The organism is Pseudoalteromonas sp. AWH4_217 (genome assembly GCF_056161105.1).
In genome coordinates this window covers 118,990-145,822 of record NZ_JBSWYM010000008.1, presented here as the reverse complement: position 1 = coordinate 145,822, position 26,833 = coordinate 118,990, and the positions used below count along the sequence as shown (strand labels likewise).

The window sequence follows — 26,833 nt, the reverse complement described above, 5'->3', positions numbered from 1 at the left end:
AGCGTGAGCCAATTTTTTCATATTCATCCCGATAATCCACAGGGCCGTCTTATCCGTCAGGCCGTTGATATCATTCAGCAGGGCGGAGTGATCGTCTATCCAACTGATTCGGGCTATGCCATCGGCTGCAGCCTGGGCAATAAACAAGCCAAGGAGCGTATCGAGCGCATTCGTGGCATCGAAAAGCACCATAACTTTACCCTGATGTGCCGGGATTTATCTGAGTTGTCGACGTATGCACGCGTCGATAATCAAATGTTTCGGATGATTAAAAACAACACCCCTGGTCCGTATACCTTTATTCTTAAAGGGACGAAGGAAGTACCGCGACGTTTGCTCAATGAGAAGAAAAAAACCATCGGGATCCGGGTGACTGAGCACCCTATTACGTCCGCTTTACTGGCCGAGTTGGGTGAGCCTTTGATGTCTTGTTCGCTGATCCTGCCTGATGAGCAATTTACAGAGTCGGATCCGGAAGACATCCGGCTGCGTCTGGAGAAGCATGTTGATCTGATCATTCATGGTGGTTATCTGGTAGAGCAAGCGACCACGGTAATTGATATGTCTGACGACGAGGTGGTGATCCTGCGCCGTGGCTGCGGTGATACGGCCCCGTTTGAATAATCATGGGTGACCAACCAGCTCAAAAAAAGCTGCCACTGGCATTTTTACACGGGGAGGCCGTACTGGAAAAGCCGGAGGATCTCTATATTCCTCCGGACGCGCTGGAAGTGATACTGGAAACATTTGAAGGTCCGCTTGACCTGCTACTGTATCTGATCAAACGCCATAAATTAGATATTCTCGAATTGCCTATTCTGAGCATCACACAACAATATGTGCGGTATGTGGAGATGATGCAGGATATACAGCTTGAACTGGCCGGAGAGTATCTGGTGATGGCTGCTTTGCTGGCACAGATAAAGTCTCGTCTGCTATTACCTGTACATGAAGAGCTGGAAGACGAAGAAGACCCTCGCGCGGAGTTGGTCAGAAGACTTCAGGAATATGAACAGTTCAAAAAAGCCGCCGAAAACTTAGACCAGTTACCTCGTGTTGATCGGGAAATTTTTGTTGCTCGCGCTTTGATGGAGGAGTCTGAGGAGCCTCAGGCGCGCCTGCCGGATATAGAAATGGCAGAGCTGTTGCTGGCGCTCAGTGACGTTATGGCCCGGGCAAAAACCTTTGAGCATCACCAGATCAGTGCTGAGGTGCTATCCACTCGGGAGCGTATGGCGGCCATCCTTCAGTTTTTGTCGGAACAGTCGGAGCCAGTAGAATTCACCCGGCTGTTTACTCTATCAGAAGGACGTAGTGGCGTAGTGGTGACGTTTATCGCCATGCTGGAGCTTTTAAAGGAGCAGTTAATTAATTGCTTACAGGTAGCACCAGCCGTTACACCTGCCAGTGCAATTTATTTGTCATTAAAGCTACAAGAGTGACGCGGGCTCTGTCATAATACGCCGCTTTAGACTAGCCTTATCCTACTTGCATGAAACGTCGTATCAGTGATGAACAATTGGTTGAACTGGTGGAAGCTGCCATATTCGTTGCTGACAAGCCTTTATCACGCAAACAACTGAAAGAGACCGTTTTACTGGACATCAATGTATCGGATAAACGGCTTCGTGATGCACTGGACACCCTGAGTGAACACTATCAGACCAGAGGCGTCAAACTGGTTGAAGTTGGCACCGGTTATCGTTTTCAGGCTTGTGCCAGTTTAAGCCCCTGGCTCAGTAACTTGTGGCAGGAAAAAGCACCTAAGTACTCCCGTGCCACACTTGAAACATTGGCCCTGATAGCTTATCGACAGCCTATTACGCGGGGCGAAATCGAGCAAGTACGTGGCGTGACCGTCAGCTCTAACATCATTAAGAGCTTGCTGGAGCGTCAGTGGATAAAAGTGGTGGGCTATAAAGAGGTGCCGGGCAAACCGGCATTGTATGCAACGACCAGACAATTTTTAGACTACTTTTCGCTTAACGGGCTGGATATGCTCCCGGAGCTGCCGCCACAACAAGGCGAAAAGCTAGATCAGATGTTAGATGATCCTTCTGTGAGAGAACCATCAGAATGAGTGAGAAGTTACAAAAAGTTTTAGCACGCGCAGGCGTTGGCTCGCGTCGTGAAATGGAAAAATACATCGAAAGCAACCGCGTCAGTGTTGATGGCAAGGTGGCTAAACTGGGTGACCGCGTAGAAGAAAACGCAGTGATCCGGGTCGATGGTCATATTGTTAAGGTAGAGCAACAGGAAGAGCGTATCTGCCGTGTGCTGATGTACCATAAGCCGGAAGGCGAGCTGTGTACACGTAAGGACCCTGAAGGGCGTCGCACTGTGTTTGATCGCCTGCCGCGCATTGAAGGTGATCGCTGGATTGCCATAGGTCGTCTGGATATCAACACGTCAGGTCTGCTGTTATTCACCAATGATGGTGAACTGGCCAATCGCCTGATGCACCCCAAATACGAAGTAGAACGCGAGTACTCAGTTCGGGTGTTTGGAGATGTCACCAACGAGCACCTGCGCAATCTGAAAAAAGGCGTAGAACTTGAAGATGGCCCGGCAAAATTCCTGAAATTGGTGCCTCGCGGTGGTGAGGGTCTTAACAAGTGGTTTAACGTCACACTAACGGAAGGCCGTAACCGTGAAGTGCGCCGTTTGTGGCAATCACAGGAGCTGGAAGTATCCCGTCTTATTCGCGTTCGTTACGGAAAGCTTGAGTTAAGCAAGCGTTTGCCTCAGGGCGGCTGGGAAGAGCTCAAGCTGGAAGATGTAAACTATTTGCGCAAGTCGGTAGGTTTACGCCCTGAGACTCAGACCAAACTGTCTGTGATGCCTGAAAAGCGCAAAGATAAGCGTGCTAAAATCAACCGCATTCGAAAGGCAGTAAGTAAACACAACCAGCGCCTTAAACAGAGCAAACGCCGTTAAAACAGAAATTAAAAAAGCCGCTTTTTGCGGCTTTTTTAATAGGTATATGTCAATTTGATCTTTCAAATTGAACAGGTATCAAGTGAAATTGGTATCACTTAGGTTGGGCGTCGAGTGACTGGCCGTTGACCTGAGCAGAATCGTCAGACATCAGGTAGAGATAAGTCGGCATCAGATCCTCTGGTGTTTTTAACTTATCTTTATCTTCACCCGGATAGGCGGTAGCACGCATGCTGGTGCGAGTGGCACCCGGGTTAATACAGTTTATACGAATGTTGGTTTTGCCCACTTCCGCCGCCCAGGTTTGCATCATGCCTTCAGTGGCGAATTTAGAAATTGCGTAAGCGCCCCAAAATTCGCGGCCCTGACGACCTACGCCTGATGAGGTGAACACAATAGACGCACTGGGTGCTTTGCGCATCACCGGAAACAGGTATTTAGTGATCATTGCCTGTGCGGTCACGTTCACCTTCATGATATTTTCGAATGTAGAAACACAAAAGTGCTCAAGCGGGCCCAATGAGCCCAAAATAGAGGCGTTATTTAACAGTCCGTCAAGCTTGCCAAATTGTTGTTCGATCGTGGCGGCAAGGTCGCGGTAGTGTTGTTTTGTGGCACCTTTCAGATCTAAAGGAACGATGGCAGGCTGTGGGTACCCTGCGGCAACGATTTCATCGTATACACATTCCAGTTTCTTGGTGGTTTTACCCAGCAAAATTACCGTGGCACCATGTCTGGCATAGGTCAGTGCAGCAACACGGCCAATGCCATCTCCTGCACCTGTGACCAAAATCACTTTGTTTTCTAAAGCATTCTCAGCTGCTTGATAAGTATGCATTGTGAACCTCTGAACTAAATTTTCAGCATATTTTACCACATACCACAGCCAAGTTATCGAATTTATTGTAAATATGGCTGGCGAAACGCTACACTTTGCGTTAACTTAAACTGGTCTAATGTCTTATTAAAAGCAGATTTACCTTTAAGTACCTTTTTGCAAAGGTTTTAACTAAAAATTCTCTGATCGCTCAATTTATCAGCTAAATTAAGCAGTTAAGTTGGATTCAGGGCTAAGAATAATAATAAGATTATGTCGGAGCCAAATAAATGAAAAAAATGCTACTCTCACTCGCGGTTTCTGCAGCCTTAGCTGGTTGTGGTGGCGGTGAAACCCTTGATGACGTAAAACAAGAAAGCACGGCTGTAACGCCCAGCGCCTCGATTAAGTTCGACCCCTCAAATGGCGTGATCTCAGTGCCTAACGACTTGCTGCTTAGCGGTACAAAAGACGGCACACTCAATATTCCAGGAGAGCTCAATAGCGACGGAGCTCCTAATCTCCAGCGCGCTCAGTATGCCGACCCATCTTTTGCGCTGGGAGCTCTGGATGGCTGGTCAACGCAAATGCCTTTTGCTATTGACTTGACCGTTCCTGCTGGTGTTGAAATTGATGCTGCCAGTGTTGCAACACCTGGCTCCGTGCGTATTTTTGAAGTGGTGATGGGCGCAAGCCAAACCGTTGAAGAGTGCGCTCAGGTGCCAGCAGGCGCTGCTTGTAAAGCTGTCGCTGAACTAACCTTCGGTCCAACCGGTGACTTTGTTACTCAGTTGGGGGCTGATGGTAAGAGCATCAATGTTATCCCAATGAAACCGCTCAAGTCGGCAACAACTTATATTACGGTGTTAACAACGGGCTTAAAAGACAGCTCGGGCAGTGTTGCGCCTTCATCAACCTACACGCTGCTTAAGCAAGAAGCGCCGCTGGTTACACCTACGCAAAAGAGCTTGCAGGGTGTGATCAACAGTTATGAAAATGCTGTAACGGCGCTGGGAACGGTGACGAAGGAAGAAATCATATACTCTGCAGCGATGACCACTCACTCAACTTTTGAAGTGATGGGAGCGGTTAAGCAGTTGTTGGCAGGTTCTTTGACAACTGCGCAAAGGCCTGTTTTGAGTGTGGGTGAACAACCTGCGGACGGCTTAACAGTCGCCGATATACTGGGTGATGCTTTGCCAGAGCAGGTACGTCCTTTATATCGCTCGGTCCGATACCTGAAAGGCAGCATTTTATTACCTCGCTACCTGGGAGAGCCACAAGCAGCAGCAGATACAGCGCTGGCGGACACCTACTGGCAGGCACAGTGTGACAATGCGTTGGCTGTCATTGCGTACAAAACAGCAACAGGGACAGATCCTGACGCAGAGCCAGGCACGAACGATGAGCTGTGTAAAACCTTGTCCAAAGATAAGCTGAGAGACTTTGGGCTGGATCAGCAGAGATTTGTCAGCAGATACAACCCGCTTCCCAAGGCTCAGGGAGTGAATAATATCCCTGTTCAGATAACCATGCCTGCCGATGAAACAAACCGTCCTGAAACAGGCTGGCCGGTTGTTATTATGCAGCATGGTATCACCAGTAAAAAAGAAGATATGCTGGGTCTGACGCTGGCGCTAACCCAGGCTGGTTTTGCAACAGTTGCAATCGACCACCCGCTACATGGTGAGCGTGGTATCGATGTAGACGGCGACGGTGAAGATGACTTCAATGCGTCGACTAAGAGTGTACTGCATTATATGAATCTGCAGTCACTGCTGGTTGCACGTGATAACCTGCGTCAGTCGACCGCTGATTTATTAGGTCTGCGTTTGGGTCTGAACTTTATCAACCAGGCAACAGCGGTCCCATTATTATTCAACACGCAGGATGTAAGCTTCATCGGCCATTCTTTGGGTTCTGTGGTAGGCCCGGGCTTTATCGCTATGGCAAACACACCATTGGATGAGCAAGTTGATGCTTTGTTCAACGTAAAAGCAGGCGCCTTATCAAGTGGTGGCTCAGGTATTGCCAATTTCCTGGTTGAGTCAGCTTCATTTGGCCCGGTAGTGAAAAGTGCGGTGCTTTCTGCTGCAACCGACCTTGCGGTATCTAAGCAATTTAACGCTTACATGACAGAAGGTGCGATTAGCGACTGTGGTCAGTTTGCAACAGATGCTGGCGCATTTACCAACTGTGCTTACTCGACCTTTACCGCTCAGCTTGAAGCAAATGGTGATGCGGTTGCACTTGGCGCGATTAATGCGACAGTTACGCAGTTTGCCTACGCTGCACAAAGTGTACTGGGCAGTGCTGATGCAGCCAACTTTGCTGGCGCGGTGAAAGCACTGGGCACACCTATGTATATGGGCGTGGTTGTGGGTGGTGAAAACGGCAACAAGAAAGATCAGGTCATTCCGCCGTCAACTGAAAGTAACCCGCTGTCGGGCAGCTTGCCAATGGCAGCACTGATGGGGCTGACGCCGGTGAGCGAGTCTCAGATGTCGACCGATGGCACTCCGGGCAGCTATGTTGTTAGCTTTAGCCAGGGCCACCACAGTTCATTACTCACTACGGGCTTTGATGAGCGCTCGGGTGGTACTGCTGAAGGTCATGCGGCAGCAACGATGGAGATCCAGCAGCAGCTGGCCACCTTCCTGGCATCTAAAGGTCTGACGCTACCGATCACTAACGATGCTGTTATTGCAAAATAATCGCATTTAAGAGATTATGGAAAAGCCGCTGTTTCAGCGGCTTTTTTTTACTTAAATTTCAGGAGTAGAAAGTTGGCATTTTTATACGAGTATGGATTATTTTTGGCCAAGGCTGTGACACTGGTCGCTGCGCTTGGCGCAATCATCGCAATGATTGTTGCTGCAAGCCATAAACCAAAGTCTCAATCAGGTGAAATCGAGCTGACGGATCTGTCAAAGCGTCTGGACGAAGCGAAAGAGCAGTTTCTGGCGCAAACACTAGACAAAAAAGCGCTCAAATCTCATGTCAAGCAACAAAAAAAGGCTGAGTCGGAGCAGTCCGGTGATATCCAAAAGCGGGTCTTTGTGGTTGAATTTTGCGGCAGCATGGATGCCCATGAAGTGGAAAACCTCAGAGAGGAAATCACTGCGATTCTGACCATTGCTGATACTAAACAGGATCAGGTGGTGGTGAATCTGGAAAGTGGAGGCGGGGTTGTACATGGGTACGGACTGGCAGCTTCTCAGCTTCAACGTGTAAAAGATGCTGGCCTGCCACTGACAGTGTGCGTAGATAAAATTGCCGCTAGTGGTGGCTATATGATGGCCTGTGTGGCGGATAAAATTATTGCCGCACCTTTTGCCATTGTCGGTTCTATTGGGGTAATTGCCCAGATGCCAAACTTCAATAAGTTGCTGAAAAAGAACGACATCGACTATGAGCAGATTACGGCTGGTGAGTTCAAGCGGACCCTGACTCTGTTTGGCGAGAACACGGACAAAGGACGCGAAAAGTTTCGTGAGGAAGTTGAACATACCCACGGCCTGTTCAAGCGCTTCGTCAGTGACAACCGTCCCGATATGGATATAGATAAAGTAGCGACAGGTGAGCACTGGCTGGCCAGCCACGCCCATGAGTTTGCTCTGGTAGATGAACTGCGTACCAGTGATGACTTGTTGCTTGATCTGAATAAAGCGCATCAGCTTTATCAGGTACGTTTCAAGCTTAAGAAGCCACTGGCAGAAAAGCTGGGTGTAGGATTAAGCCTGAGCCTCGAGAAAGGGGCAATGCGCCTGCTTTCTAAGTGGCAAAAATCAAGTTATTAAGTGTCGTAAGCGCCAGATTAGCACGCTGCGATTTGGCGCGATAAGACGGCCCTTCATGCGAACTCTGTTTGCCAAAAAGGGCAAGTGGCAGACGTGTCATGCTCAGAGCAGCATATTTCTAAACTACTTTTCAGGGCGAAAGATAACTTGCTGCAAAGAAACTGTGTCTGTCGCCAGTTTATGCCACTTCGTTACTGTTACCTGTAACTCGATGTAACCTGCGGTCACTATGTTATCGAACTGGCCCGTAATCAGGTGATTAACCAGAATCGTTATAGCCGGGCTGTGGCATACTACTGTGACGTCATTACACTCATCGGGTAACAGGTGCAGGCAGTCCATCAGGTCCTGTGCGTCAAAGGTATAGAGCGCCTGAATTATTTCAATCGGTTTAGTCATATTACAGTGGGAATGTAGTATGCGAGCAGTGTCTTGGGCACGCTTTGCCGGGCTGGTAAAGACATGCGAGTCAGGCAGTGGACCCAGTTGCCGGGCAAGTGCCTGGGTGCGACGAACACCCTTAGGCTTGAGCGGGCGGTCAATATCGTGCAGTGTTGGCTCCTGCCAGCTCGATTTAGCATGGCGAATAAGTCTGAGAGTTTTATTCATAGAAGCCCTGATCGCATATAAACCCAATTTCACTCAATAGCTTGTTCAATTTGACGGAGCAAATGTGACGCTAACTGTGTTAAAAGCTTCTCATTTAGAGCCTATACCTTAGATATACTCGCCTATATGGACGCAGCTGCTTCAGCGCCAGCAGGATGCGAGAGCGGTGTTATCGACCCTATTTGCTCGCCTCAAAACAGAACACTTAATTAAGCAAGTTAGTATCACTTTTTCTAGTGTAGCCTATGGTGTGGCAAACAGCTGGTTTTCGAGTGTATTGCCGTTGATCAACTGTTTATATACCCAGCCGTGATGATGGCAAAGTTCAAGTAGCGCGATATCCAATGCTACTTGGTGAGTATCGTATTCAATGACAAACTCATCAGGCTGTGACTGACGAACGTGTTTCACACCGTCTAGCCGGGCAATATGTGACTGCATCTGGCTGTCTGGTTGCTTCACTTGCAAGGTTAGGTATGCGGTGTCTGAGCCATTTTGTCCGTACCTCTGGTGACTGGTGAGTTTTCCTTGCTTCAGATACAGGACTGTATCGCACAGGCGTTCCAGTTCGCTCAGGTCATGAGAGCTCAGTATAAACGTCATGTCTTTACTCAAATCGGCGACCAATGTTCTGATTGCTTTAGCATTGATGGGATCCAGACCCGCCGTTGCTTCGTCCAATAGTACAATTCTAGGCTTCCCAATCAAAGCTTGCGCAATACAGATGCGTTTTCTCATACCGTGGGACAGCTCTGAGGCTTTTGCATTGATTTGATTGCTGAGGTCGACTTGTTCGAGGACCCGTGCTGTCTCATGCTGAGCTTGTGCACGACTTAAGCCCTGTAACTGGCCATAAAACGTTAACTGCTTACCCACTGAAAAACGCGGATCAAGTTGAGCATCCTGTGGCAAAGCACTGAGTACACCAAACAAGGAGCTATCGCCGGGTGTGTGGCCCAATACGCGAACGGCCCCTGAGTCAGCTCTTAAAAAGCCGCACAAGATACTAAACAGCGTGGTTTTGCCTGCTCCATTGGGACCAACCAATGCAATAGTATGGCCCTGATCTATGGTGAAGCTCACTTTATCCAGCGCACACTTGCTGCCAAAGTGCTTGGTCAGTTCGTTGACTTCAATGACGAATGACGTTGACGTACTCATAGATCTTTCCTTTTCATTAGCCAGTATGCGGCGCTCAGTAGTGCCAAAGATTGCAGCAGAGGTATCACAATGGCGTGCCAATCGATATTGTGCCAGGGCGCAATACTACTGATATGCACTCCGGGCAGCAGATAATATAACCAGCCAGCCAGTTCAATGTGAGATGCCAGATATCCAATCAATAAGTTTCCTACCGTGAATAACAAACTGGCATAGATGATACTCAGACGTGCAGAGCTTGCCAGCAGGTTGAGTAAACTCATCAGGGCGATAAAGGGCAGTGTGGTCAGCACCAGAAGCGCGATAATTGAGGTCAATTTACCGAGTCCACTGAACGCCAGCGCAGTGTCTCGTGTTAGCATAAGGACCCAGGTTGCAAGGGCTGAGGTCAGGATTAATGCCAGTAGAATGAGCGCCTGTCCTGCAAATCGACCGAGCATGATTTCACTGCGAGTGGCCCGTAATGTCAAAAATCTGAGCGTACCACGCTTGCTGTCTTCTACGGTCTGATCAGCGCTGACGAATAAGGTAAAAACCGGAAAGCTGAACAAAGCTATGATCCAGTAGACCGACAGCTCTGCCTCGGGCCAGCGTGCGAGCGAATATAATCCCACTGAGCCGGCTATTTGAACGGCAATATCGGAAAACTCGGGGCTATTTAGTACTGAAACCGAGTGATAGATTGGGTAGCGTAAGATCATCAGCCACACCATAATAAAGGCCGCCAGTGCCAGCCAGCCACGTTTTGTGGCAAACAAGCGCGTCAGTTCAAACTGACTTAATAACATGATTCTTTTTAGTGACATAGTGCACTCCTTTTGCGGATACCTTAACGCATAAGTGAGTGATTGGAAAAGCTGAGAATTGTTTCAGAGTGTGGCGCGTTTAAAAAAGGAGCCGATTGGCTCCTTTCAAAAGTGTTTAAGCTAACGGATTACCAACCGCACTGGCGGTTTTTGTTTTGCTCATCCAGATAGGTCTGAAGTGGTGCAAAGTAATCCAGGATTGCGGTGGCATCCATCTGCTGGCTACCAGTGACGCTCTCCAGCGCTTCCTGCCATGGACGGCTGCTACCCATTTCGAGCATCGCGTTCAGGCGCTCGCCAGCTTCTTTTGAGTTGTAAACAGAGCAGCGGTGAATGGCTTCTTTGTTACCTGAAATTTCGCACAATGCCTTGTGGAATTCAAATTGCAGAATATGCGCCAGGAAGTAACGTGTGTAAGGGACATTACCCGGAACGTGGTATTTTGCACCTGGATCAAAGTCATTTTCAGTACGCGTAACTGGCGCCTGAAGACCTTGATATTTCTCACGTAATTCCCACCAGGCTTTATTATATTCAGCCGGGCTGATCTCACCTGAGTATACTTTCCAGCGCCATTGGTCAACTAGCAGACCAAAAGGAATGAAGGCAATTTTGTCCAGTGCCATCTTCATCAGCAGACCAATGTCTTTTGACTCGTCAGGGACTTGTTCCAACAGGCCGATTTCTTTTAGGTAGCCAGGTGTAACCGACAGGGCAATCGTATCACCGATTGCTTCATGGAAGCCGTCGTTGGCACTTTCCTGATAGTACAGTGGTAGCTTGTTATAAGCGCGTTGATAGAAGTTGTGTCCTAACTCGTGGTGGATCACAGAGAATTCTTCACCAGTGCGCTGGATACACATCTTGATACGCAGGTCGTCTTTATTATCCAGGTTCCAGGCAGAAGCGTGACACTGTACGTCGCGATCCTGTGGCTTAGTGAACAATGAGCGCGTCCAAAATGTTTCAGGCAGTGGTTCAAAGCCCATCGAAGTAAAGAACTTCTCTGCACCTTTAACCATTTTGATTTCGTCGTAATTGTGCTTTTCAAGCAACTCGGTCACATCATAACCCGGATCAGCGTTTTCAGGCGCAACCAGGTCATAGATGTTGCCCCATTGCTGGGCCCACATATTGCCTAGCAGGTGAGCCGGAATAGGCTGATCCTGAGGGACTTTATCTTCACCATATTTTTCGCCTAACTTGGCACGTACATGACAGTGCAGTGAGTCATAAAGTGGTTTGACCTGGCCCCAGATACGATCTAGTTCTTTGGCAAAGTCATCAGCAGGCATATCGTACTTGCTGCGCCACATGGCTCCCGTATCACGATACCCTAGTTCCTGTGCCCCTTCATTTGCTAAAGATACGAGATCTTTATAAAGCGGGCGCATTTGTGGAGAGACCTGGCGCCAACCTTGCCAGATATCCAACAGTTCTTCGTAGTTACGACTGTTAGCCATTTTAGAGGTCATGTCACCCAGGCTCATGCATTTGTCGTCTTTACAATACTTGCCCTTACCGTACATGCCGTCAAGCTCAGCAGATAGCTTAGCGAGATCGGCTGTTTTTTCTGCATCTTTAGGGGCTGGTAAAGTCAGGTTCAGTTTAAGCTTATCCAGTTTGCGACGGTTATCATAGCTCAGCTCCAGCTCATCAAACTTTGCAGCTTCATTAGCCAGTGCAACCAGCTTTTCGGTGTACTCCTGACTAACATCGGCTGCCAGTGACGCGGTGTCTTCGGTGATAAAGTTAGCGTAGATCCAGGCTGAACGTGCACTGCGATAGCTTAAATCCTGGAGCTCTTTTTCTGCTTTGGTCAGAAACGCTTTCGCGTCTTTTTCCGTTAAGGTTGAACTGGTTGTTGAGTTACATCCACTCAGAGAGAGTGCCCCGGCAACCACTAAGGCGCCCAGGCTGAGTTTGAATTGTAGTGCCATCATTGTTCCAATTATCGTTATTAGAATGTTGATGATACCAGTGTCGAATGAATGCGACAATTCACACCAGACAAGCGGTGTAAAAATATTGAGATAAGTGGCATTTGTTCCATACTTAAAGCGCCATTAACTGGAAGGTGCTCATACCATGTGGTTACTGATACTCGTCATTGTTGCAGTGTGTTTCATTTTTTATATCAAGGAAGTCAGGCTGAAAGTCGTGTCGGGCCCGGCCATGGCGTACTTCAAGCGTGCGCTCCCACAATTGTCACAAACCGAGCGCGAAGCGATGGAAGCCGGGGATACCTGGTGGGACGCCAGTTTGTTCAGTGGCAAACCAAACTGGTCGCACTGGTTACAAACGGGTAAGCCTGCACTGAGCGAACGGGAGCGGGACTTTATCGAGCATGAGCTGGCTGAACTCATGACGATGTTGGATGAAAGTCAGATCTGCGCTGCTGGCGACTTGTCGCCAGATGTTTGGCAGTTTTTGAAAGAAAAAGGCTTTTTTTCTTTTATCATTCCCGAAAAATTTGGTGGTAAAGCGTTCAGTGCTCAGGCAAATTCGGCCATTGTCGCGCAAATTGCGACCCGAAGTTTATCGGCGGCAGTGACAGTGATGGTGCCCAACAGCCTTGGGCCTGCTGAGCTGCTACTTCATTTCGGTACAACGCAGCAACAGCAGAGTTGGTTGCCCAGGCTTGCCGATGGCTCCGCCTTGCCTTGCTTTGCACTCACGTCGCTGGAGGCGGGATCCGATGCTGGGGGGATCACGGATTTTGCTGTTGTGTGTAAGCAAGAATTCAATGGCGAAATGACCTTAGGTCTCAAGGTAAGTTGGCAGAAGCGTTATATTACGTTAGCACCCGTGGCGACCGTATTGGGACTGGCTTTTAAAGTATACGATCCCGACCAATTGCTGTCTGAACAAAGTGAATTAGGTATTACCTGTGCTCTGATACCGACTGATCATGAAGGTGTTAAGGTTGGCCCCAGGCATGATCCTATGGGTCTGGCGTTCATGAACGGCACGACTGAGGGGCAGGGGGTGTTTATTCCGCTAGACTGGGTCATCGGTGAGCAAGAGGGCATAGGAAAAGGGTGGCGTATGTTGGTGGCTTGTCTGAGTGCAGGGCGGGGTATCTCTTTACCTGCGTTGAGTGCCGGTACAGCACAACTGAGCGCCAGAGCAACGACGGCGTATTGCAGTGTAAGGCGACAGTTCAAACAACCTTTATGTCGATTTGAAGGAGTTCAGTCAGTCTTAGCCCGAATTGCCGGGCTGAGTTACAGCATAGAAGCGACGCGGCAAAATACTGCTTTGGCGATTGATTTGAATAAGAGCCCGGCGGTCATTACGGCAATTGCTAAGTACCACCTTACTGAAATGGCACGGATAAGTGTCAATGATGCAATGGACTTACATGGCGGCAAGGCGATTCAAAGAGGCCCTCTAAACTATCTGGCTCTGCATTATCAGGGTATGCCAATTAGCATTACGGTTGAAGGGGCAAATATCTTGACGCGTAACCTGATGATTTTTGGTCAGGGGGCGACCCGTTGCCACCCTTATGTGTTGAAAGAAATGGCGGCAGTACAAGAACAAGATGCGGAAATAGCGTTGCAGCAGTTCGATAAAGTTTTGACAGATCATCTGGCACACAGTTGTAAGACATTTCTTAAAGCGTCTTTTAATGGGCTGACCTTAGGTTTCTTTGCAACGTCACCCGTTGGCGGCGAGGTTGCGACGTACTATAAGACTTTAACCTGGTATAGCCAAATCTTAGCGATTCACAGTGATCTTGCGATGCTTGTACTCGGCGGCAAGTTAAAACTACAAGAAATGCGTTCAGCCCGATTAGGGGATATGCTAAGTCACCTCTACCTGGGTTCTTGTGCACTGAAAAAGTTTGAGGATGATGGTCGACAGTGTAGCGATTTACCTCTGTTGCATTACGCGATGCGCTATCACCTGAGTGCGTTTGAGCAGGCCTATAAGGGCTTTGTCGGCAACTTTGCACCAGACGGACTTAAAACAATTGCAAGAAGGTGGTTTATGCCTTTTGGTAGTGGTTTTTCGGGGCCTTCGGATAAGCTCGTGATTGAGTTGTGTGACAGCTTGTATCGCAATAAACTGACTCTTGCTCGCGTTAGCAGTTTGTGCAGTACCTCTGGACATGCCGGGCTGGATGCACTAGAGCAGGCGTTTAAGCTGTTTCCAAAATGTGAGCAAGGGTTACACAAGTTTGAACGTTGGCAGAAAGCTCATCAAACAAATTTGCTGGCTTTAAGTACCGATGAACAACTTGCGATGGCAGTCGCTGAGTGTGTTCTCGATGAAGAAGAACGCGAATTACTGGTCGATTGGTTTCGATTGAGTCGCAAGGCTTTGAGTGTGGATGAAAACGTCTGATGCAGTTAGCTGCGTGGTAACCAGACTATGTCATTACTGAATTTTTTTGTGTGGGCCACCTTTGTTGGACTCACACAAATGAAACTGTTACCACTTGATAGCGAAATTAAGTTGAAGTAGTGAGTTAACGGGCAAAAGGGTCTGCATTAATTTTATCAACGTACCACTCGCCCTTGCGCCTGATAAGTTGAACGCTGCGCATGTCGTCAACCTGCTCTCCATGTAACATGCCGGTGAAAATCAGGTTGATCCTGGCTTCATTACCATACTGTTCTCGCAGGCTCTGGTTGGTCATATCCACCTCTATGGTCACCTGATCGTACTGCATGTTTACCAGATTCCTGGCAAACTGAGATGGCGTGCCGTATGAGCGCATAATCCTGCCCATACGAGGGGTGGAGCGACTTAGCGCCAGTTCCATGTCTTTCTTATTGTACAGTGCGTCAAAAAAAACCGTAGCTGCATATCCCGGGGTATTTTTATCTCCACGCGCCGCATCATCATCACCACAGCCGGACAACATCAATAGGATTACAGTTGAAAAAGTAAGTAGTAATTTCATATTAGTAGTGATTAAGGTGATTATGACTTTAGTTTGTCTTCTAATCGGACTTTTGTAAAGTATTGGTCGGCAAAATACAGCGTGTATGAGAGGGAATCGCAACAGATCAGAGACTGGTGATAAACAGTTGCGGTATTTTACCGCAACTGTTTGAAAGATAACTTACTCAATGTCGCAATTGAGAATATTGACGTCTGTTCGGTAGCAGACTTCACGGCTAAATAAAGTTAAATCGCGTGGGAATGCATCTTCAATTAGCCTGGTCTGAGTCTCGCCGTCATAGCATGCGATGTCCTGATTGCTTGCCAGGCAGGTATGTGTGTCGTTTGCCAGAACTTTGTGAACGATAGCGTGTGCAGCCAGTAACTCAGTGAGTTCAGTGCCCCGACTTCCCCAGCAACGCCAGCTGGCATCACTTAACTGAGCACACACGTTGCTGGCATCAACGGCATTGAGCTTTGTGGCAAGCAATTGAGCCGGTACGTATTTTACTGGATTATCGCCTTTGGCATTACATACAATCGCTCCATAGTTGCCAAGTAAGCAGGCATAATCTCCCCGCGTAATTACTTGCTTGAGTTCTGCCGGGGCGACCAGATGGAGGTTCCGAGTGGATCTTCTCTCCCGACAGTATTCCAGTTTACTGTCTGAAATTTTACAGTAATAGGTATCACCCTGGACCAAGAATGTATTGTCAAACTTCAATCTGACTTCGCTTTGTGATGAATTGTCGTACTCATCTGTTGCGTGAAACTCCAATGTCACATTGCCACTTGTGTCACCACCGTATTTTACGATGGTGCTGGTGTCTGAAACTTGCTTAAGTGTCACGCTATCTTCGTAGCTCCTGATTTGCCAGTGACTTGGCATGTCAGTCTTGTCATTAAGGTGAAATACCTGACCAAAGACCTGTGCCTCACTTCCCAGTACGTAGGTTTCATCTACACCGCCATAGGGGGCCACCAATGCGCTGTGAGTCGTTCCCATGATGAAACTTTCACGCACAACGTCACCAGCTTTGGCTGTGATACGAATTGAAGTCAGCCCTTTTCGGGTGATTGTTTTTTTGCGCAACTTTAGTGTCAAATACTGGCCATCAAGAGACCATTCAAGACTTTCATAAGGGTCGTTGTCATTACTTGTGACTGTTACTTCATCGACATCAATGGGGCCGCTAAATTCCAGAACTAATGTGGCGCTCAGATCTGGGTAAAGTGAAAATGGGTCGGGATCTTTAATCTGCAAGAGGCTTTTGGCTGCTGAACTGCTGATGTAGCCGAATTCGGCAAATGCTGTTTTTTCTGAACCATCTTTAAGCGTTACTGTATATTCTATTTGTTTAGATGTTTGGAAGGTGCTTTCATCAGGTATGGTAATAATCAGTTTATTATTGGATTTTTGTAGTAAATCGTCACTAAAGTCGTGAATATTCCAGGAAACGCTATCTACATCATCAAAATTGGTTAAGCTAGAGGTCACAGTGATTGTCTGCCCGGGCACAGCTGACAAGCGATCCATGGTAAGTTCAATGCCATTCAGATCCGTAACATTTTGCACTGTTACAGCTGTCTCAGCGGTTTTTTTGATATTACCTTTCATGGTCACTGTGAGCAGAAGTTTAAACGTTTGGCTTTCGTTCACTTCAGGTGCTTTGAATGTATAGTAAAGCTGGCCCTGAGTGTGCTGAGAAGGCTGAGGGGTTCCTTGCCATTGCCACTCATAAGCGATGATTTCATCGCTATTGGCAATATCCGGCTTAATGGTGAGTGAGCTTCTTTCTTTGACGCTAAACTGCTCAGGCAGAGAAACACTCAAAGCGGGTTCAGTACTCGATGATAAGGTCACTTTAATGGTTTTACTGAGTACTTTGTCTGAGGTTGTGATTTCAAATTCGATGTCAAACTGCTGAACCTGTGATACATCAGGTAAATCAATACTAAATGTACTGCTGCCCGCGCGCGTGTCATGGTTAGAACTGGTACTCTGGTTAGCCAACTCAATGCCGTTTGTCCGCCACTCAATTTTCTCTATATCTGATGACATAGCAAAGTTGGCAGTGATGGTGGCATGGCCTCCACTGTAAAGTGTCAGGGTGTCGGCAAGTTCTATGTATCCAGCTGTAGAGTTGGGCATTACAGTGACTTGCCAGGTTTTACTGACTCGGTTTTCGTGACTGTCTGTCACGGTATAGGTCAATGTGACCTCCGTTTGTTCATTAACATCCGGGAAGATGACATGATGTAAGGTATTGCTTGCTGCGACGAACTTCACACCTGGTAGTGAGCTTGTCCACTCCCCAGTGACTGTATCGTTTTCTGGGTCCGATACTGAGGTGGTGAGAGACAATGTGTCACCGGCATTAATAAGCGTGTTGCCTTGTAGGCTGATTGAGGGGGCTTGATTGACGCTTGTTTGTGCACGGTCTGAAGTCGGGGTTTTTTCGCTGCCAGATGAGCCGCCACAGGCTGCAAGGATCCCAAATGTAGAGAGCAGTAGGTAGTTTCGCATTATTCATTCCTTTATATTGCGTTTTTATGTCGCAGATAAGTCTAAGCGAGAACGGTGCAATTTTAGAAACGTTAATTTGTTAATTTGTGTTTATATTCTAATCGACAAATTTAAACGAATTTGCTGTCAACTGACGTGAAAATAAAAGCCCAGTGCAATACCGGGCTTAGTTGGTTGGGTAGAACTATGAATTGTGATTGTTAGTTTTGCTGCAACGCTTCCGTGTTTGTGGGCTGCTTTTTGAAGCGTTTCATCAGGCGCTTAAGATCTTCCAGCGCGACGTATTGGCAGGGGATCAGAATTAACGTAATCACCGTTGCGAACAACACGCCAAAAGCTAAAGAAACAGCCATAGGTATAACAATTTGTGCCTGCAGACTGGTTTCCAGAAGAATTGGGACCAGGCCTATAAAGGTGGTCAGTGACGTCAGTAAAATTGCTCTGAAACGTCTGCAGCCAGCCTCAACTACAGCTTCTTTAATGCTCATACCTTGCTCACGAGCCTTATTCACAAAATCAACCATCACCAGTGAGTCATTGACGACCACACCTGCGACAGCGATGATGCCGAAGAACGACAGGCTACTCATGGTCATGCCCAGTACCATATGGCCAAATACCGCGCCAACAACACCGAATGGGATCACAGACATGATCAGTATCGGCTGAGAGTAAGAACGTAAGGGGATAGCCAGTAGTGCAAAAATAATCATTAATGATAAAGCAAAATCACGAATTTGCTCGGCTACACTGTCCATTTCTTCCTGAATACGGCCTGCAACACTGCTGCTGACACCCGGGTAGTTCTGAAGTAGTGATGGCAGGTATTCATCACGGATCTCTTCAGCTATTTTGAATGGTTCAGCCTGATCTGTGTCAACGGACGCCCAGACATTGATGGTACGTTTAGCATTTTCACGACGTATCCGGTTAACCCCTTCGACCAGGTGGATATCGGCGATTTCTCCAAGCGGCACTTCTGCGCCACTTGGCGTAATGATCCTGACCGCCTGAATATCGCTGATTGTGTTACGCTGTTCTTGCGGGTAGCGGATCATCACTTTGATTTCTTCACCACGGCGCAGTATACGCTGTGCTTCCAGACCGTAGTAACTGAAGTTTACCTGAGAGGCAACATCAGCCAGTGTCAGTCCCATGCTGTAGGCCAGTGGTTTAAGCTCGAGCTGTACTTCTTCGGTGCTCGATTGCATCGAGTCATTGACATCACCAACCCCTGCAATCGTACGTAGTTTCTCTTTAAGTTTGCCCGCTACTTCCTGTAAAGTTTCTTTATCTTTACCCTCCAGGCGGAAGCTGATATCACCGTCATCCCGTCCGCCATTCATAATGCTGTCCTGAATGTTTAGCGACTTCACACCTGGCAGGGGAGGCATGTTTTCACGCCATAAAGCACTGAGCGCAAAGGTATCGATTGGGCGTTTGTGGGGTTCAACCAGAATAGCCATGATAGATGCCGTAGTACGCCCGCGCAGGTTCACAGACAGATCTTTGATCATCTTAGTGCCATATTCAGCCTCAAGCTGTTTCTCAACATCCAGAATTACCTGCTCAACTTTTTTAGCTGTAGCCAGTGTTGCTGACTCGGAAGATGACAGGTTCATATCAATTGTGATGCGAGGGAAGTCATGGGGGATTTTCGGGTTCGCAACGAACTTAACCAGACCGCCTGCAAACATACCACCACTCACAATGATGATAGACAAAAATGCCACAATCACTGTGTATCGGTAATGAATACATTTTTCTATAAACGGGCGATAGAGATTTTCAATGAAGTTTTTCAATGCACCATCTATGAGTGCTCTGGCGCGATGTAAAGGGTTTTTCGGATTGTCGGGGCGGTCCTTCATGGCTGCAAGGTGTGCTGGCAGGATTAGTTTAGACTCAACCAAAGAGAACAGCAGGCATAAAATGATGACGCCGCCGATGGCCTTTGAAAATGCAGCCGCCGGGCCCGTTGCAAAAGTCTGAGGTAAAAATGCCGCGACCGTGGTCAGTACGCCAAATGTGGCTGGGATTGCTACACGCTTCACACCCCGAACCACATTGTCCAGACTGTGGCCGTGTTTCTCAATCTCGGCATGAGCGGACTCCCCGACAACAATCGCGTCATCAACGACGATGCCAAGCACCAGAATAAAGGCAAATAGAGAGGCAAGGTTAATTGTGACGTCCAGCATGCCCATTGGCATAAACAAGAACGCCCCCAAAAATGATACAGGCAGGCCCATCATGACCCAGAAAGCTAAGCGGACACGTAAGAACAAAGCCAACATTAGCATCACCAGAATACCACCCCACATCATGTTTTCTATCATCATGTTGAGGCGGCCTTCGAGATAGTAAGTCAAATCAATAAAGGGCTCCAACTCAACGCCCTGGGGTAGTTGGGTTGCTTTATCAGCCAGGTAAGTTTTCATGACCTGAGCGACTTTGGTGATATCTTGATCTTTTGACGCCCGAACCTCGAATACCAGTGAATTTCTGCCGTTATAGCGAGAGTAAAGCAGGCCTTCCTCAAAGCCGTCGGTGACTTTCGCAACATCGCCTAATTTAATTTGTGCGCCATCTGCAAGTGTCAGTAAAGGGAGCTGTTCAAACTCATGCCCACGGTAGGCCTGATTTTCAACCCGCATAGAAATATAACCATTGTCAGAGCGGATCTGTCCGGCGGACATGTTTGCTGAAAAGTTTTTAACAGCTTCAGAAATATCTCTGAATGTCAGGCCATACTCACGCAGGCGATCTGGACTGATTTCGATACTGATCTCGTAGTTCAGGCCGCCATTAAAGTCGACCAGGTTTACGCCCGGCAGGGCAAGCATCTCATCGTGTATTTCGTTCCCCAGTTGTTTTAGCTGGTGGAAATTCATCTCACCATTGAGTGACAGCCACATCACTTCCTGCTCAAACTTATCACGTCGAACGATAGGTCGTTCCATCCCGGCCGGAAAGGTCGAAATGGAGTCAACCTGCATTTTTACTTCATCCAGCACTTCCTGTGGATCATACTTTTCTTCGACTTCGATCCAGGTTTGTGAGAATCCGCGGTTGGAATAGGTGATCAGGCGCTTGATGCCTTCCAGCCCTTCCATGGATTCCTCTACTTTGATGGTGATCCCTTCTTCCACTTCCTGTGGCGCAGCCCCTGGGTAGACTGCCTGCACACTCAACCAGTTATTCTCAAACTGGGGAAACATTTGCTTGCGGATAGTAAAGGCGCTGAGTAAGCCACCCACCAGAATAAAAATCATCAACAGGTTGGCTGCAACTGGGTTGCGAGCAAACCAGGCAATTAAGCCTTTTTCGCGAGAGCCTTCCATAGGTTACTCCTCCTTCAGTGCCAGTTGTGTATCTGGTGCAATGACAGGCGATGAGTCAAGACGCAGCTGCATTCCCTCTGAAGGGTATTCCAGTGCGGATGTGATCAATTGCTGACCGTCAGTCAGGCCCTCAGTTGCTATCGCATATCCGTCGACTTCGCGGATAACAGAAATGGGCTTAAAGGTAAGCTGCTGGTTGTTGTCGAGCAGCGCAACTTTCCCTTCGTGGATCAGATGACGTGGAATACGCATTGCATTAGCCACGGAGATCCCCTGAATTTGCGCTGTCAGGTAAGTGCCAAAGCGCAGCGGCTGTGCCTGATCCTGATAAGGCGCATTCACCTGAGCAACCAGATAAGTCATCCGGCTTTTGTTATCAACAACGCCTTCGCTACGTACGATTTTTCCTTGCCAGGAAACGGGTTGCCCAGCCACTTTTGCAGATAAAGTTACCGCAGCATCAATGCCATTGTTATTCAGGTACCTAAGTTCATGGTCTGCAACGGGCAAACGGATTTCTGCCACTGATGTTGCATTCAGGACACCCAAGGTACTACCTGGGTTGACAACACTACCCAGACTTAAAGAACGGCTGGTAATAATTGCGTCATAAGGGGCTTTGATATAGGTGCGCTCAAGGTTACGTTTTGCTCGTTTAACACTGGCCTGAGCTGCTTTGAAACGTGCCAGTTTTTCTGCCAGCTGTGGTTTACGCAAATAAAGCTCAGAAGGGATCGTAGATTGCGCATTGTCTTTAATACGTTGCCACTCTGTTTTTGCAACATGTGCCTGAGCCTGTTCGATTTCCAGCGCAGAATGCGCCTGAGCCAGACTGGCCTCGGCCTCTATCAGCGCAGCCTCATAGTCATTGGGGTCAATGCGAGCCAGGGTTTCTCCTTGTTGCACAAAGCCGCCTTTGACGAATTTGTCTGACAGTGCAATAAGCTGCCCACTGACCTGAGCGACCAGCTCGGTACTGTATTTAGGAGCAACGAGCCCGTATGAGTCCACCATCAATTGCATGGGAGCCATATCAATTGGCTGGACTTCAACCAATGGATGAATGACTTTTTCGGGTTTTTCTTCGGGCGGTTGCTTCATTGCTGAAAATGCAAAAGCGGTAGCCAAGCCACCCACGAGCACCGCAACGGGTAATAGGATTTGTTTTTTACTAGCCACGAGTTATTCCTTCCATCAATAACGGTTGAATCGATTTCTCTAACCTGATTAAGGATACGCGAACAGATGTGTCTGGGTGTTTTAAACATTTCAAATTGTGTAACAAGGCATTGCAAGGATGTCAGCTTGCTTACGTCTGGCAAGATAATGACCTTAGTGTTTTAGTTGATGAGTTGTCGTATAATGATGCGCTTTATTATTCACCAAAACTAAATTGTGAAGGGTCAGATGGAGTGTCGTTTAGGCTGTGGAGCCTGTTGTATTGCACCAAGTATCAGTTCGCCAATCCCAGGGATGCCGCAGGGCAAACCTGCGGGAGAGCGCTGTGTACAACTAAATGATAACAACTTGTGTAAATTATTTGGCGATCCGCGTCGGCCCAAAGTATGTGGTGACTTCATGCCCTGCGAAGATGTCTGTGGTACGGATAACGCGCATGCTATGTGGCTTATTACTGAGCTTGAGCAGTGTACTTAGCACCAATCAGCATGAGCAGATAATACACACTAGAGACTAGCTCTCTAGCTAATTGCAATAGATGCTCCCTTCTTGGACCAAAATCAGCAAGTTCTTCATTTGTAATGGCCTGCACTCAATGACCTCTGGGCTGAGGTTTAATTGGATTGACTGATATTGGCTAACAAATCCGCTGCATTTTCCTCTTCTCTGAGGGTCAGAACATCGCATCCGCCGGGCGTCACCAGAATAGTGTGTTCTGCCTGAGCCGACAATGCGCGATCTCGTGTCACTACGGTCCAGCCATCTTTGAGTGTCTTAACTTTGTGACTTCCCTGATTGAGCATAGGTTCAATGGTGAATGTCATGCCTGGAACAAGCTTCATCCCAGTGCCCGGTCGTCCGAAATGCAACACCTCTGGCGCCTCATGCATCTCAGTACCAATTCCGTGGCCGCAATATTCCCGCACGACACTCAAGCCCTTAAGCCGGGCGAAGTCCCCAATCGCATAGCCAATATCGCCTAGGGTAGCACCGGGTTTCACCTGATTGATCCCGCGCCAAAGTGCGGTGACGGTGTCGTTCACCAACGCCCGGGCCGCGTCACTGGCGTTCGGCATCACATACATTTTACTGGAGTCAGCGATATAACCTTGGTGCTTGAGAGTGATGTCTACGTTCAGAATGTCCTGTTCGCTTATGATGTGACGTGCACTGGGCATACCATGGCAGACGACTTCATTCACCGATGTGTTGATGGAGTAGGGGTAGCCATATTGCCCTTTGCTTGCAGGTATAGCTCCCAATACGTCCACTATATAATGTTCAACAAACTCATCCAGTTGTAACGTTGTCACGCCGGGTTTTACTTGCTCATCCAGGGCTTTAAATACTTGTGCTAACAGCGCACCGGATTCGCGCATTTGCGCGATCGCTGCCTTATTTTTGATCGTGACCTGAGTCAATGGTGTCACTCCTTGCGTGATTAAGCTGCTGTTTGATTATTTGTGCAAAGGTCTTGTCGGGATTCAGTTCTGCCAGCCGACCCATTTTGATCCAGAACTCTGCTTGTGCATTGATAGAGCGGGACATAACCTGACTTGCCTGTCGCAGCTCTTCGTGTATTTCGTCTGAAATTTTAACGATACCCATGGTTAATTATTGTGTATATGTTTCGTATATAAATCATATAATGATATTAAGCAAAGACGCAATACTATTCTTCGTGGTTCTGATTGTGACAGATGAAAAGCAGGTTGAGCTTAGTGTCAGCACCGAGTTCATTGGGTGGATATTGAGATAAAAAGCAGCTGGTGTTAGAGCTTGTTGTGGTAGACGCAATTCCGAGTGTAACGAACAGTCATTTTTGTACAATCGTACAGATAAAAAAACGCCCGACTCTGTGTGAATCGGGCTTAGGGAAAGGCTCAAATTCGGAGCCGTGCGCTAACTTAAAAACACCTTCTAATTACAAGGGAGAAGTAGAAAGTCATTTAAGTGTAGCTAAGGCTTCATAAAATTTACAAACATTTGAAATATTAATTATTTCAATAAAAACAATGCATTAATTTCATATGAACGAATCGTCTTAAAATTATCAAAACCTTTTGTTCAGGTTATACCCAAGTTATCAACTGGCCATTTAGGACTAAATCCCGCGGAAGCTTGTTCTTGATTTTAGCCTTCTGCCATTTGCCAAGCCCGACAGGTGCACCACATAGCGTAAGTACCACCTCACCTTGGGCAGGACCCACAGCGTCAAGACGAATATCCTGTCCCTGAAAGTAAGCCTTTGCCTGACTGGCATTCAGTGCGAAAGTGTTGTTGGTTGCCAGGTGGCCCAGGCACGTAGCGAACTCATGCTCCAGTTTTACGCCATTTTTGTGAGTCGTGGCGACTTTGATGCCAATACGAGAGTACTTTATCTTTTCCTGTAACGTTTCCATGCATTGTGGAAACAACCATAGCTCTTTATCCCGGCTCATCAGTTGCCCCGGCAGGGCTTTGATCCCAAACTGTTGTTTGATACTGCTCTCAAATACTTGTAAGTCTTTCTTGGCGCAGGGCGAGAAAGGGAATTGTCCTTTCTTTTTCTTCTGTTGTGGGTTTACAGCACTGGCTGTTTTTTTGAATTTGGCGATGAAAAAGCCTTCACTGTCGTAGATTTGAGGCCACACATGCAGATAACCTTGCTCAGTCGCTGCTTTATTGGCCTCGGGGAACAGGTCATGGAGTGATATGATCTCGACATCGCCTGCGAAGGTGTCGAGCAGATGATCACAGACCTGCTGGTTTTCCAATGGGGTCAGGGTACAGGTCGAATACACCAAGGTTCCACCAGGCTTAAGTGCCATAAAAGCGCTGCGAATTAGTGTTTTTTGTACCTCCGCAATCTCCTGATTGGATGCCAGCGACCAGTTTTTAAGTGCGTCAGGGTCTTTACGGACCGTGCCTTCTCCAGAGCAAGGCGCATCGAGTAAGATATGGTCAAAACTTTCATACATGTAATCACCAAACACCTGACCATCAAAATGCGACAGTGCACAGTTTGCAACGCCCATACGTTTGAGGGTAGCAGCCAGTGTTTTCAGTCGGGATGAGGAAAGCTCATTTGCGATCAGTATTCCCTGGTTATCCATTAAAGCGGCCAGCTGGGATGTTTTTGACCCTGGCGCTGCCGCCATATCCAGTACAGTGTCTCCGGGTGTCAGCGATGTGGCCAGTGCCATAGGAGGTAGCATGGAGCTTGCCTCCTGAACATAAATACAGCCGCTAAGGTGCAGCGCTGTATTGCCGATAGGCAGGTTCTTTTCTTCTTCATCAGGGCGGGTCAGCCAGTAGCCGTGTTCACACCAGGGGATAGGCTCAATTTGCCAATGCAGTTGTGCTGCCTGATGTTCAAATTCTTGTTGTGACATTTTCAGCGTATTGAAACGAATCGCACGTCTTAAGCCCTTGCGGCAGCTGGCGATGAAATCGTCCATAGTCAGATGCGCAGGTATGTAGCTGGCGACATCATCAATAAATTCATCGGGAATATAAGTTTTATTGTCCAAAGTCATTATCTCTTGCACTTTATGTGACTAGTTTATCACTAATTGACATCACACGGGGATAGACTCATCTCTACAGGCTATATTCTTTGTTGCGAGGATGTACTAGCCTATTTGTCTTGAATATATGAAAAAACATATATAATATAATTCGCATATTTAGAAGTATGGGATCTGAGGTTTCTTCTGAGGGGGCTTAGAAGAGGTCAGCTTTATTAAAAAAGGTAATTCACATGACTATTAAAGTAGGTATCAATGGATTCGGACGCATGGGCAGGCTCACCATGCGAGCACTATGGCAAACTACAGGCATTGAAATTGTTAAAATCAATGACCCAGGCGGCGATGCGTACACACTGGCTCACTTGATGACTTTTGATTCAGTGCATGGCAAATGGGAGTGGGAAGCCGAGGCCAGCGATGAGAAAACCATGGTGATTGCAGATAAACGCATCGCGGTGGAGCAGCAAACTCAGCTGGAAAAAATTGACTGGTCAGACTGTGATTTAGTGATTGAAGCCAGTGGTAAATTGAAAAGCAAAGAAAAGCTGGCTGGCTATTTTTCTCAGGGTGTAAAGCAGGTGGTTGTAACTGCGCCTGTGAAAGAAGAGGGGGTTCTGAATGTCGTGATGGGCGTTAACCATCAGCTATTTGATGCTGACTCTCACCCAATTGTCACAGCGGCCTCATGCACGACTAACTGTCTTGCGCCTGTAGTTAAAGTTCTGCAGGACAACATCGGCATTAAACACGGCTCAATGACAACCATCCACGACATCACAAACACCCAGACAATTATCGATGCGCCACATAAGGACTTGCGCAGAGCGCGCGCCTGCGGCAGCAGTTTAATACCGACAACAACAGGGTCGGCAACAGCAATTACCCATATTTTCCCTGAGTTGAAAGGCAAGCTGAATGGTCATGCCGTTCGAGTGCCACTGACTAATGCATCAATCACAGACTGTGTGTTTGAAGTCAATCGTGAAACTACAGTGGAAGAAATCAATGGCTGGATGGAGCAGGCTGCACAAGGGGAGCTTGCAGGTATTTTGGGCTATGAAACGCGCCCTCTGGTGTCTGTCGACTATAAAACAGATCCTCGCAGTGCCATTGTAGATGCACTGTCTACCATGGTTGTAAATGGTACTCAGGTTAAACTTTATGTGTGGTATGACAATGAATGGGGTTACGCCAACCGTACCGCAGATCTGGTTCGCCATGTCATTGCACTGCGCTGGGGGTAAG

At 47.7% G+C, this 26,833-nt stretch carries 21 protein-coding genes; 9 read left to right on the top strand and 12 right to left on the bottom strand.

Features of this window, described 5'->3' with window-relative positions; all coding sequences use genetic code 11:
• Positions 1–3 precede the first annotated feature (3 nt).
• The 4 genes from ACXAH1_RS11860 to rluB are packed head-to-tail and all read left to right on the top strand — an operon-like array spanning position 4 to position 2,937.
• Positions 4–624 carry an L-threonylcarbamoyladenylate synthase gene (locus tag ACXAH1_RS11860; protein WP_138552690.1) on the top strand — a complete coding sequence of 207 codons (621 nt, stop codon included), beginning with the start codon at positions 4–6 and terminating at the stop codon, positions 622–624.
• A 2-nt stretch (positions 625–626) separates the two neighbouring features.
• Positions 627–1,442 carry a segregation and condensation protein A gene (locus ACXAH1_RS11855; protein ID WP_475196899.1) on the top strand — a complete coding sequence of 272 codons (816 nt, stop codon included), beginning with the start codon at positions 627–629 and terminating at the stop codon, positions 1,440–1,442.
• Between the two features lie 50 nt (positions 1,443–1,492).
• Positions 1,493–2,080, top strand: coding sequence for an SMC-Scp complex subunit ScpB (gene scpB, locus ACXAH1_RS11850; RefSeq protein WP_054013868.1), 588 nt, complete (start codon positions 1,493–1,495; stop codon positions 2,078–2,080).
• Positions 2,077–2,937, top strand: a complete 861-nt coding sequence (rluB, locus tag ACXAH1_RS11845; RefSeq protein ID WP_138543753.1) for a 23S rRNA pseudouridine(2605) synthase RluB — start codon at positions 2,077–2,079, stop codon at positions 2,935–2,937. The genes scpB and rluB overlap by 4 nt, the downstream gene beginning before the upstream one ends.
• A 94-nt stretch (positions 2,938–3,031) precedes the next feature.
• Here the strand turns inward: rluB and ACXAH1_RS11840 are convergent, their stop codons facing one another.
• Positions 3,032–3,775 carry a YciK family oxidoreductase gene (locus tag ACXAH1_RS11840; RefSeq protein ID WP_054013866.1) on the bottom strand — a complete coding sequence of 248 codons (744 nt, stop codon included), beginning with the start codon at positions 3,773–3,775 and terminating at the stop codon, positions 3,032–3,034.
• Positions 3,776–4,044: 269 nt separating this feature from the next.
• Between ACXAH1_RS11840 and ACXAH1_RS11835 the strand changes: the two genes are divergently transcribed.
• Together ACXAH1_RS11835 and sohB are read left to right on the top strand one after the other, a co-directional pair.
• Positions 4,045–6,468, top strand: coding sequence for a VolA/Pla-1 family phospholipase (locus ACXAH1_RS11835; RefSeq protein ID WP_475196898.1), 2,424 nt, complete (start codon positions 4,045–4,047; stop codon positions 6,466–6,468).
• 72 nt (positions 6,469–6,540) lie between these two features.
• Positions 6,541–7,554 (top strand): protease SohB, encoded by a 1,014-nt coding sequence (gene sohB / locus ACXAH1_RS11830; RefSeq protein WP_475196896.1) that lies wholly within the window; start codon positions 6,541–6,543, stop codon positions 7,552–7,554.
• Positions 7,555–7,677: 123 nt separating this feature from the next.
• Here the strand turns inward: sohB and ACXAH1_RS11825 are convergent, their stop codons facing one another.
• The 4 genes from ACXAH1_RS11825 to ACXAH1_RS11810 form a co-directional block, all read right to left on the bottom strand.
• Positions 7,678–8,163 carry a SixA phosphatase family protein gene (locus ACXAH1_RS11825; protein ID WP_475196894.1) on the bottom strand — a complete coding sequence of 162 codons (486 nt, stop codon included), beginning with the start codon at positions 8,161–8,163 and terminating at the stop codon, positions 7,678–7,680.
• Between the two features lie 243 nt (positions 8,164–8,406).
• Entirely contained in the window at positions 8,407–9,324 is a 918-nt protein-coding gene (locus ACXAH1_RS11820) for an ABC transporter ATP-binding protein (RefSeq protein ID WP_475196892.1), read from the bottom strand.
• A complete protein-coding gene (locus tag ACXAH1_RS11815) occupies positions 9,321–10,130 on the bottom strand; it encodes an ABC transporter permease subunit (protein WP_475196889.1) in 810 nt (269 codons plus the stop codon). Before ACXAH1_RS11815 ends, ACXAH1_RS11820 begins: the two co-directional genes overlap by 4 nt.
• Positions 10,131–10,258: 128 nt before the next feature.
• Complete coding sequence (locus ACXAH1_RS11810) at positions 10,259–12,070, bottom strand: M2 family metallopeptidase (RefSeq protein WP_475197092.1); 1,812 nt, start codon at positions 12,068–12,070, stop codon at positions 10,259–10,261.
• Between the two features lie 148 nt (positions 12,071–12,218).
• Between ACXAH1_RS11810 and ACXAH1_RS11805 the strand changes: the two genes are divergently transcribed.
• Positions 12,219–14,483, top strand: coding sequence for an acyl-CoA dehydrogenase (locus ACXAH1_RS11805; protein ID WP_475196888.1), 2,265 nt, complete (start codon positions 12,219–12,221; stop codon positions 14,481–14,483).
• Positions 14,484–14,607: 124 nt separating this feature from the next.
• On the opposite strand, the gene ACXAH1_RS11800 is transcribed toward ACXAH1_RS11805, so the two are convergent.
• The 4 genes from ACXAH1_RS11800 to ACXAH1_RS11785 all read right to left on the bottom strand — a co-directional run bounded on the left by ACXAH1_RS11800 (position 14,608) and on the right by ACXAH1_RS11785 (position 22,076).
• Positions 14,608–15,045 (bottom strand): hypothetical protein, encoded by a 438-nt coding sequence (locus ACXAH1_RS11800; protein WP_049863006.1) that lies wholly within the window; start codon positions 15,043–15,045, stop codon positions 14,608–14,610.
• A 162-nt stretch (positions 15,046–15,207) separates the two neighbouring features.
• Positions 15,208–17,553 (bottom strand): hypothetical protein, encoded by a 2,346-nt coding sequence (locus ACXAH1_RS11795; protein WP_475196885.1) that lies wholly within the window; start codon positions 17,551–17,553, stop codon positions 15,208–15,210.
• A gap of 200 nt (positions 17,554–17,753) precedes the next feature.
• The gene (locus ACXAH1_RS11790; RefSeq protein WP_475196882.1) at positions 17,754–20,897 is read right to left on the bottom strand and encodes an efflux RND transporter permease subunit; all 3,144 of its coding nucleotides are present in this window, start codon (positions 20,895–20,897) and stop codon (positions 17,754–17,756) included.
• 3 nt (positions 20,898–20,900) lie between these two features.
• Positions 20,901–22,076, bottom strand: a complete 1,176-nt coding sequence (locus ACXAH1_RS11785; RefSeq protein WP_253044409.1) for an efflux RND transporter periplasmic adaptor subunit — start codon at positions 22,074–22,076, stop codon at positions 20,901–20,903.
• A gap of 228 nt (positions 22,077–22,304) precedes the next feature.
• Between ACXAH1_RS11785 and ACXAH1_RS11780 the strand changes: the two genes are divergently transcribed.
• Positions 22,305–22,553 carry a YkgJ family cysteine cluster protein gene (locus ACXAH1_RS11780; RefSeq protein WP_475196880.1) on the top strand — a complete coding sequence of 83 codons (249 nt, stop codon included), beginning with the start codon at positions 22,305–22,307 and terminating at the stop codon, positions 22,551–22,553.
• A 137-nt stretch (positions 22,554–22,690) separates the two neighbouring features.
• On the opposite strand, the gene map is transcribed toward ACXAH1_RS11780, so the two are convergent.
• The 3 genes from map to rsmF all read right to left on the bottom strand — a co-directional run bounded on the left by map (position 22,691) and on the right by rsmF (position 25,588).
• Positions 22,691–23,497, bottom strand: coding sequence for a type I methionyl aminopeptidase (map, locus tag ACXAH1_RS11775; RefSeq protein WP_475196878.1), 807 nt, complete (start codon positions 23,495–23,497; stop codon positions 22,691–22,693).
• A complete protein-coding gene (locus ACXAH1_RS11770) occupies positions 23,472–23,684 on the bottom strand; it encodes a ParD-like family protein (RefSeq protein ID WP_253044412.1) in 213 nt (70 codons plus the stop codon). Before ACXAH1_RS11770 ends, map begins: the two co-directional genes overlap by 26 nt.
• Positions 23,685–24,148: 464 nt before the next feature.
• Entirely contained in the window at positions 24,149–25,588 is a 1,440-nt protein-coding gene (rsmF, locus tag ACXAH1_RS11765; protein ID WP_475196875.1) for a 16S rRNA (cytosine(1407)-C(5))-methyltransferase RsmF, read from the bottom strand.
• A 230-nt stretch (positions 25,589–25,818) separates the two neighbouring features.
• Between rsmF and ACXAH1_RS11760 the strand changes: the two genes are divergently transcribed.
• Positions 25,819–26,832 (top strand): ArsJ-associated glyceraldehyde-3-phosphate dehydrogenase, encoded by a 1,014-nt coding sequence (locus tag ACXAH1_RS11760; RefSeq protein WP_475196872.1) that lies wholly within the window; start codon positions 25,819–25,821, stop codon positions 26,830–26,832.
• Position 26,833: the final 1 nt, after the last annotated feature.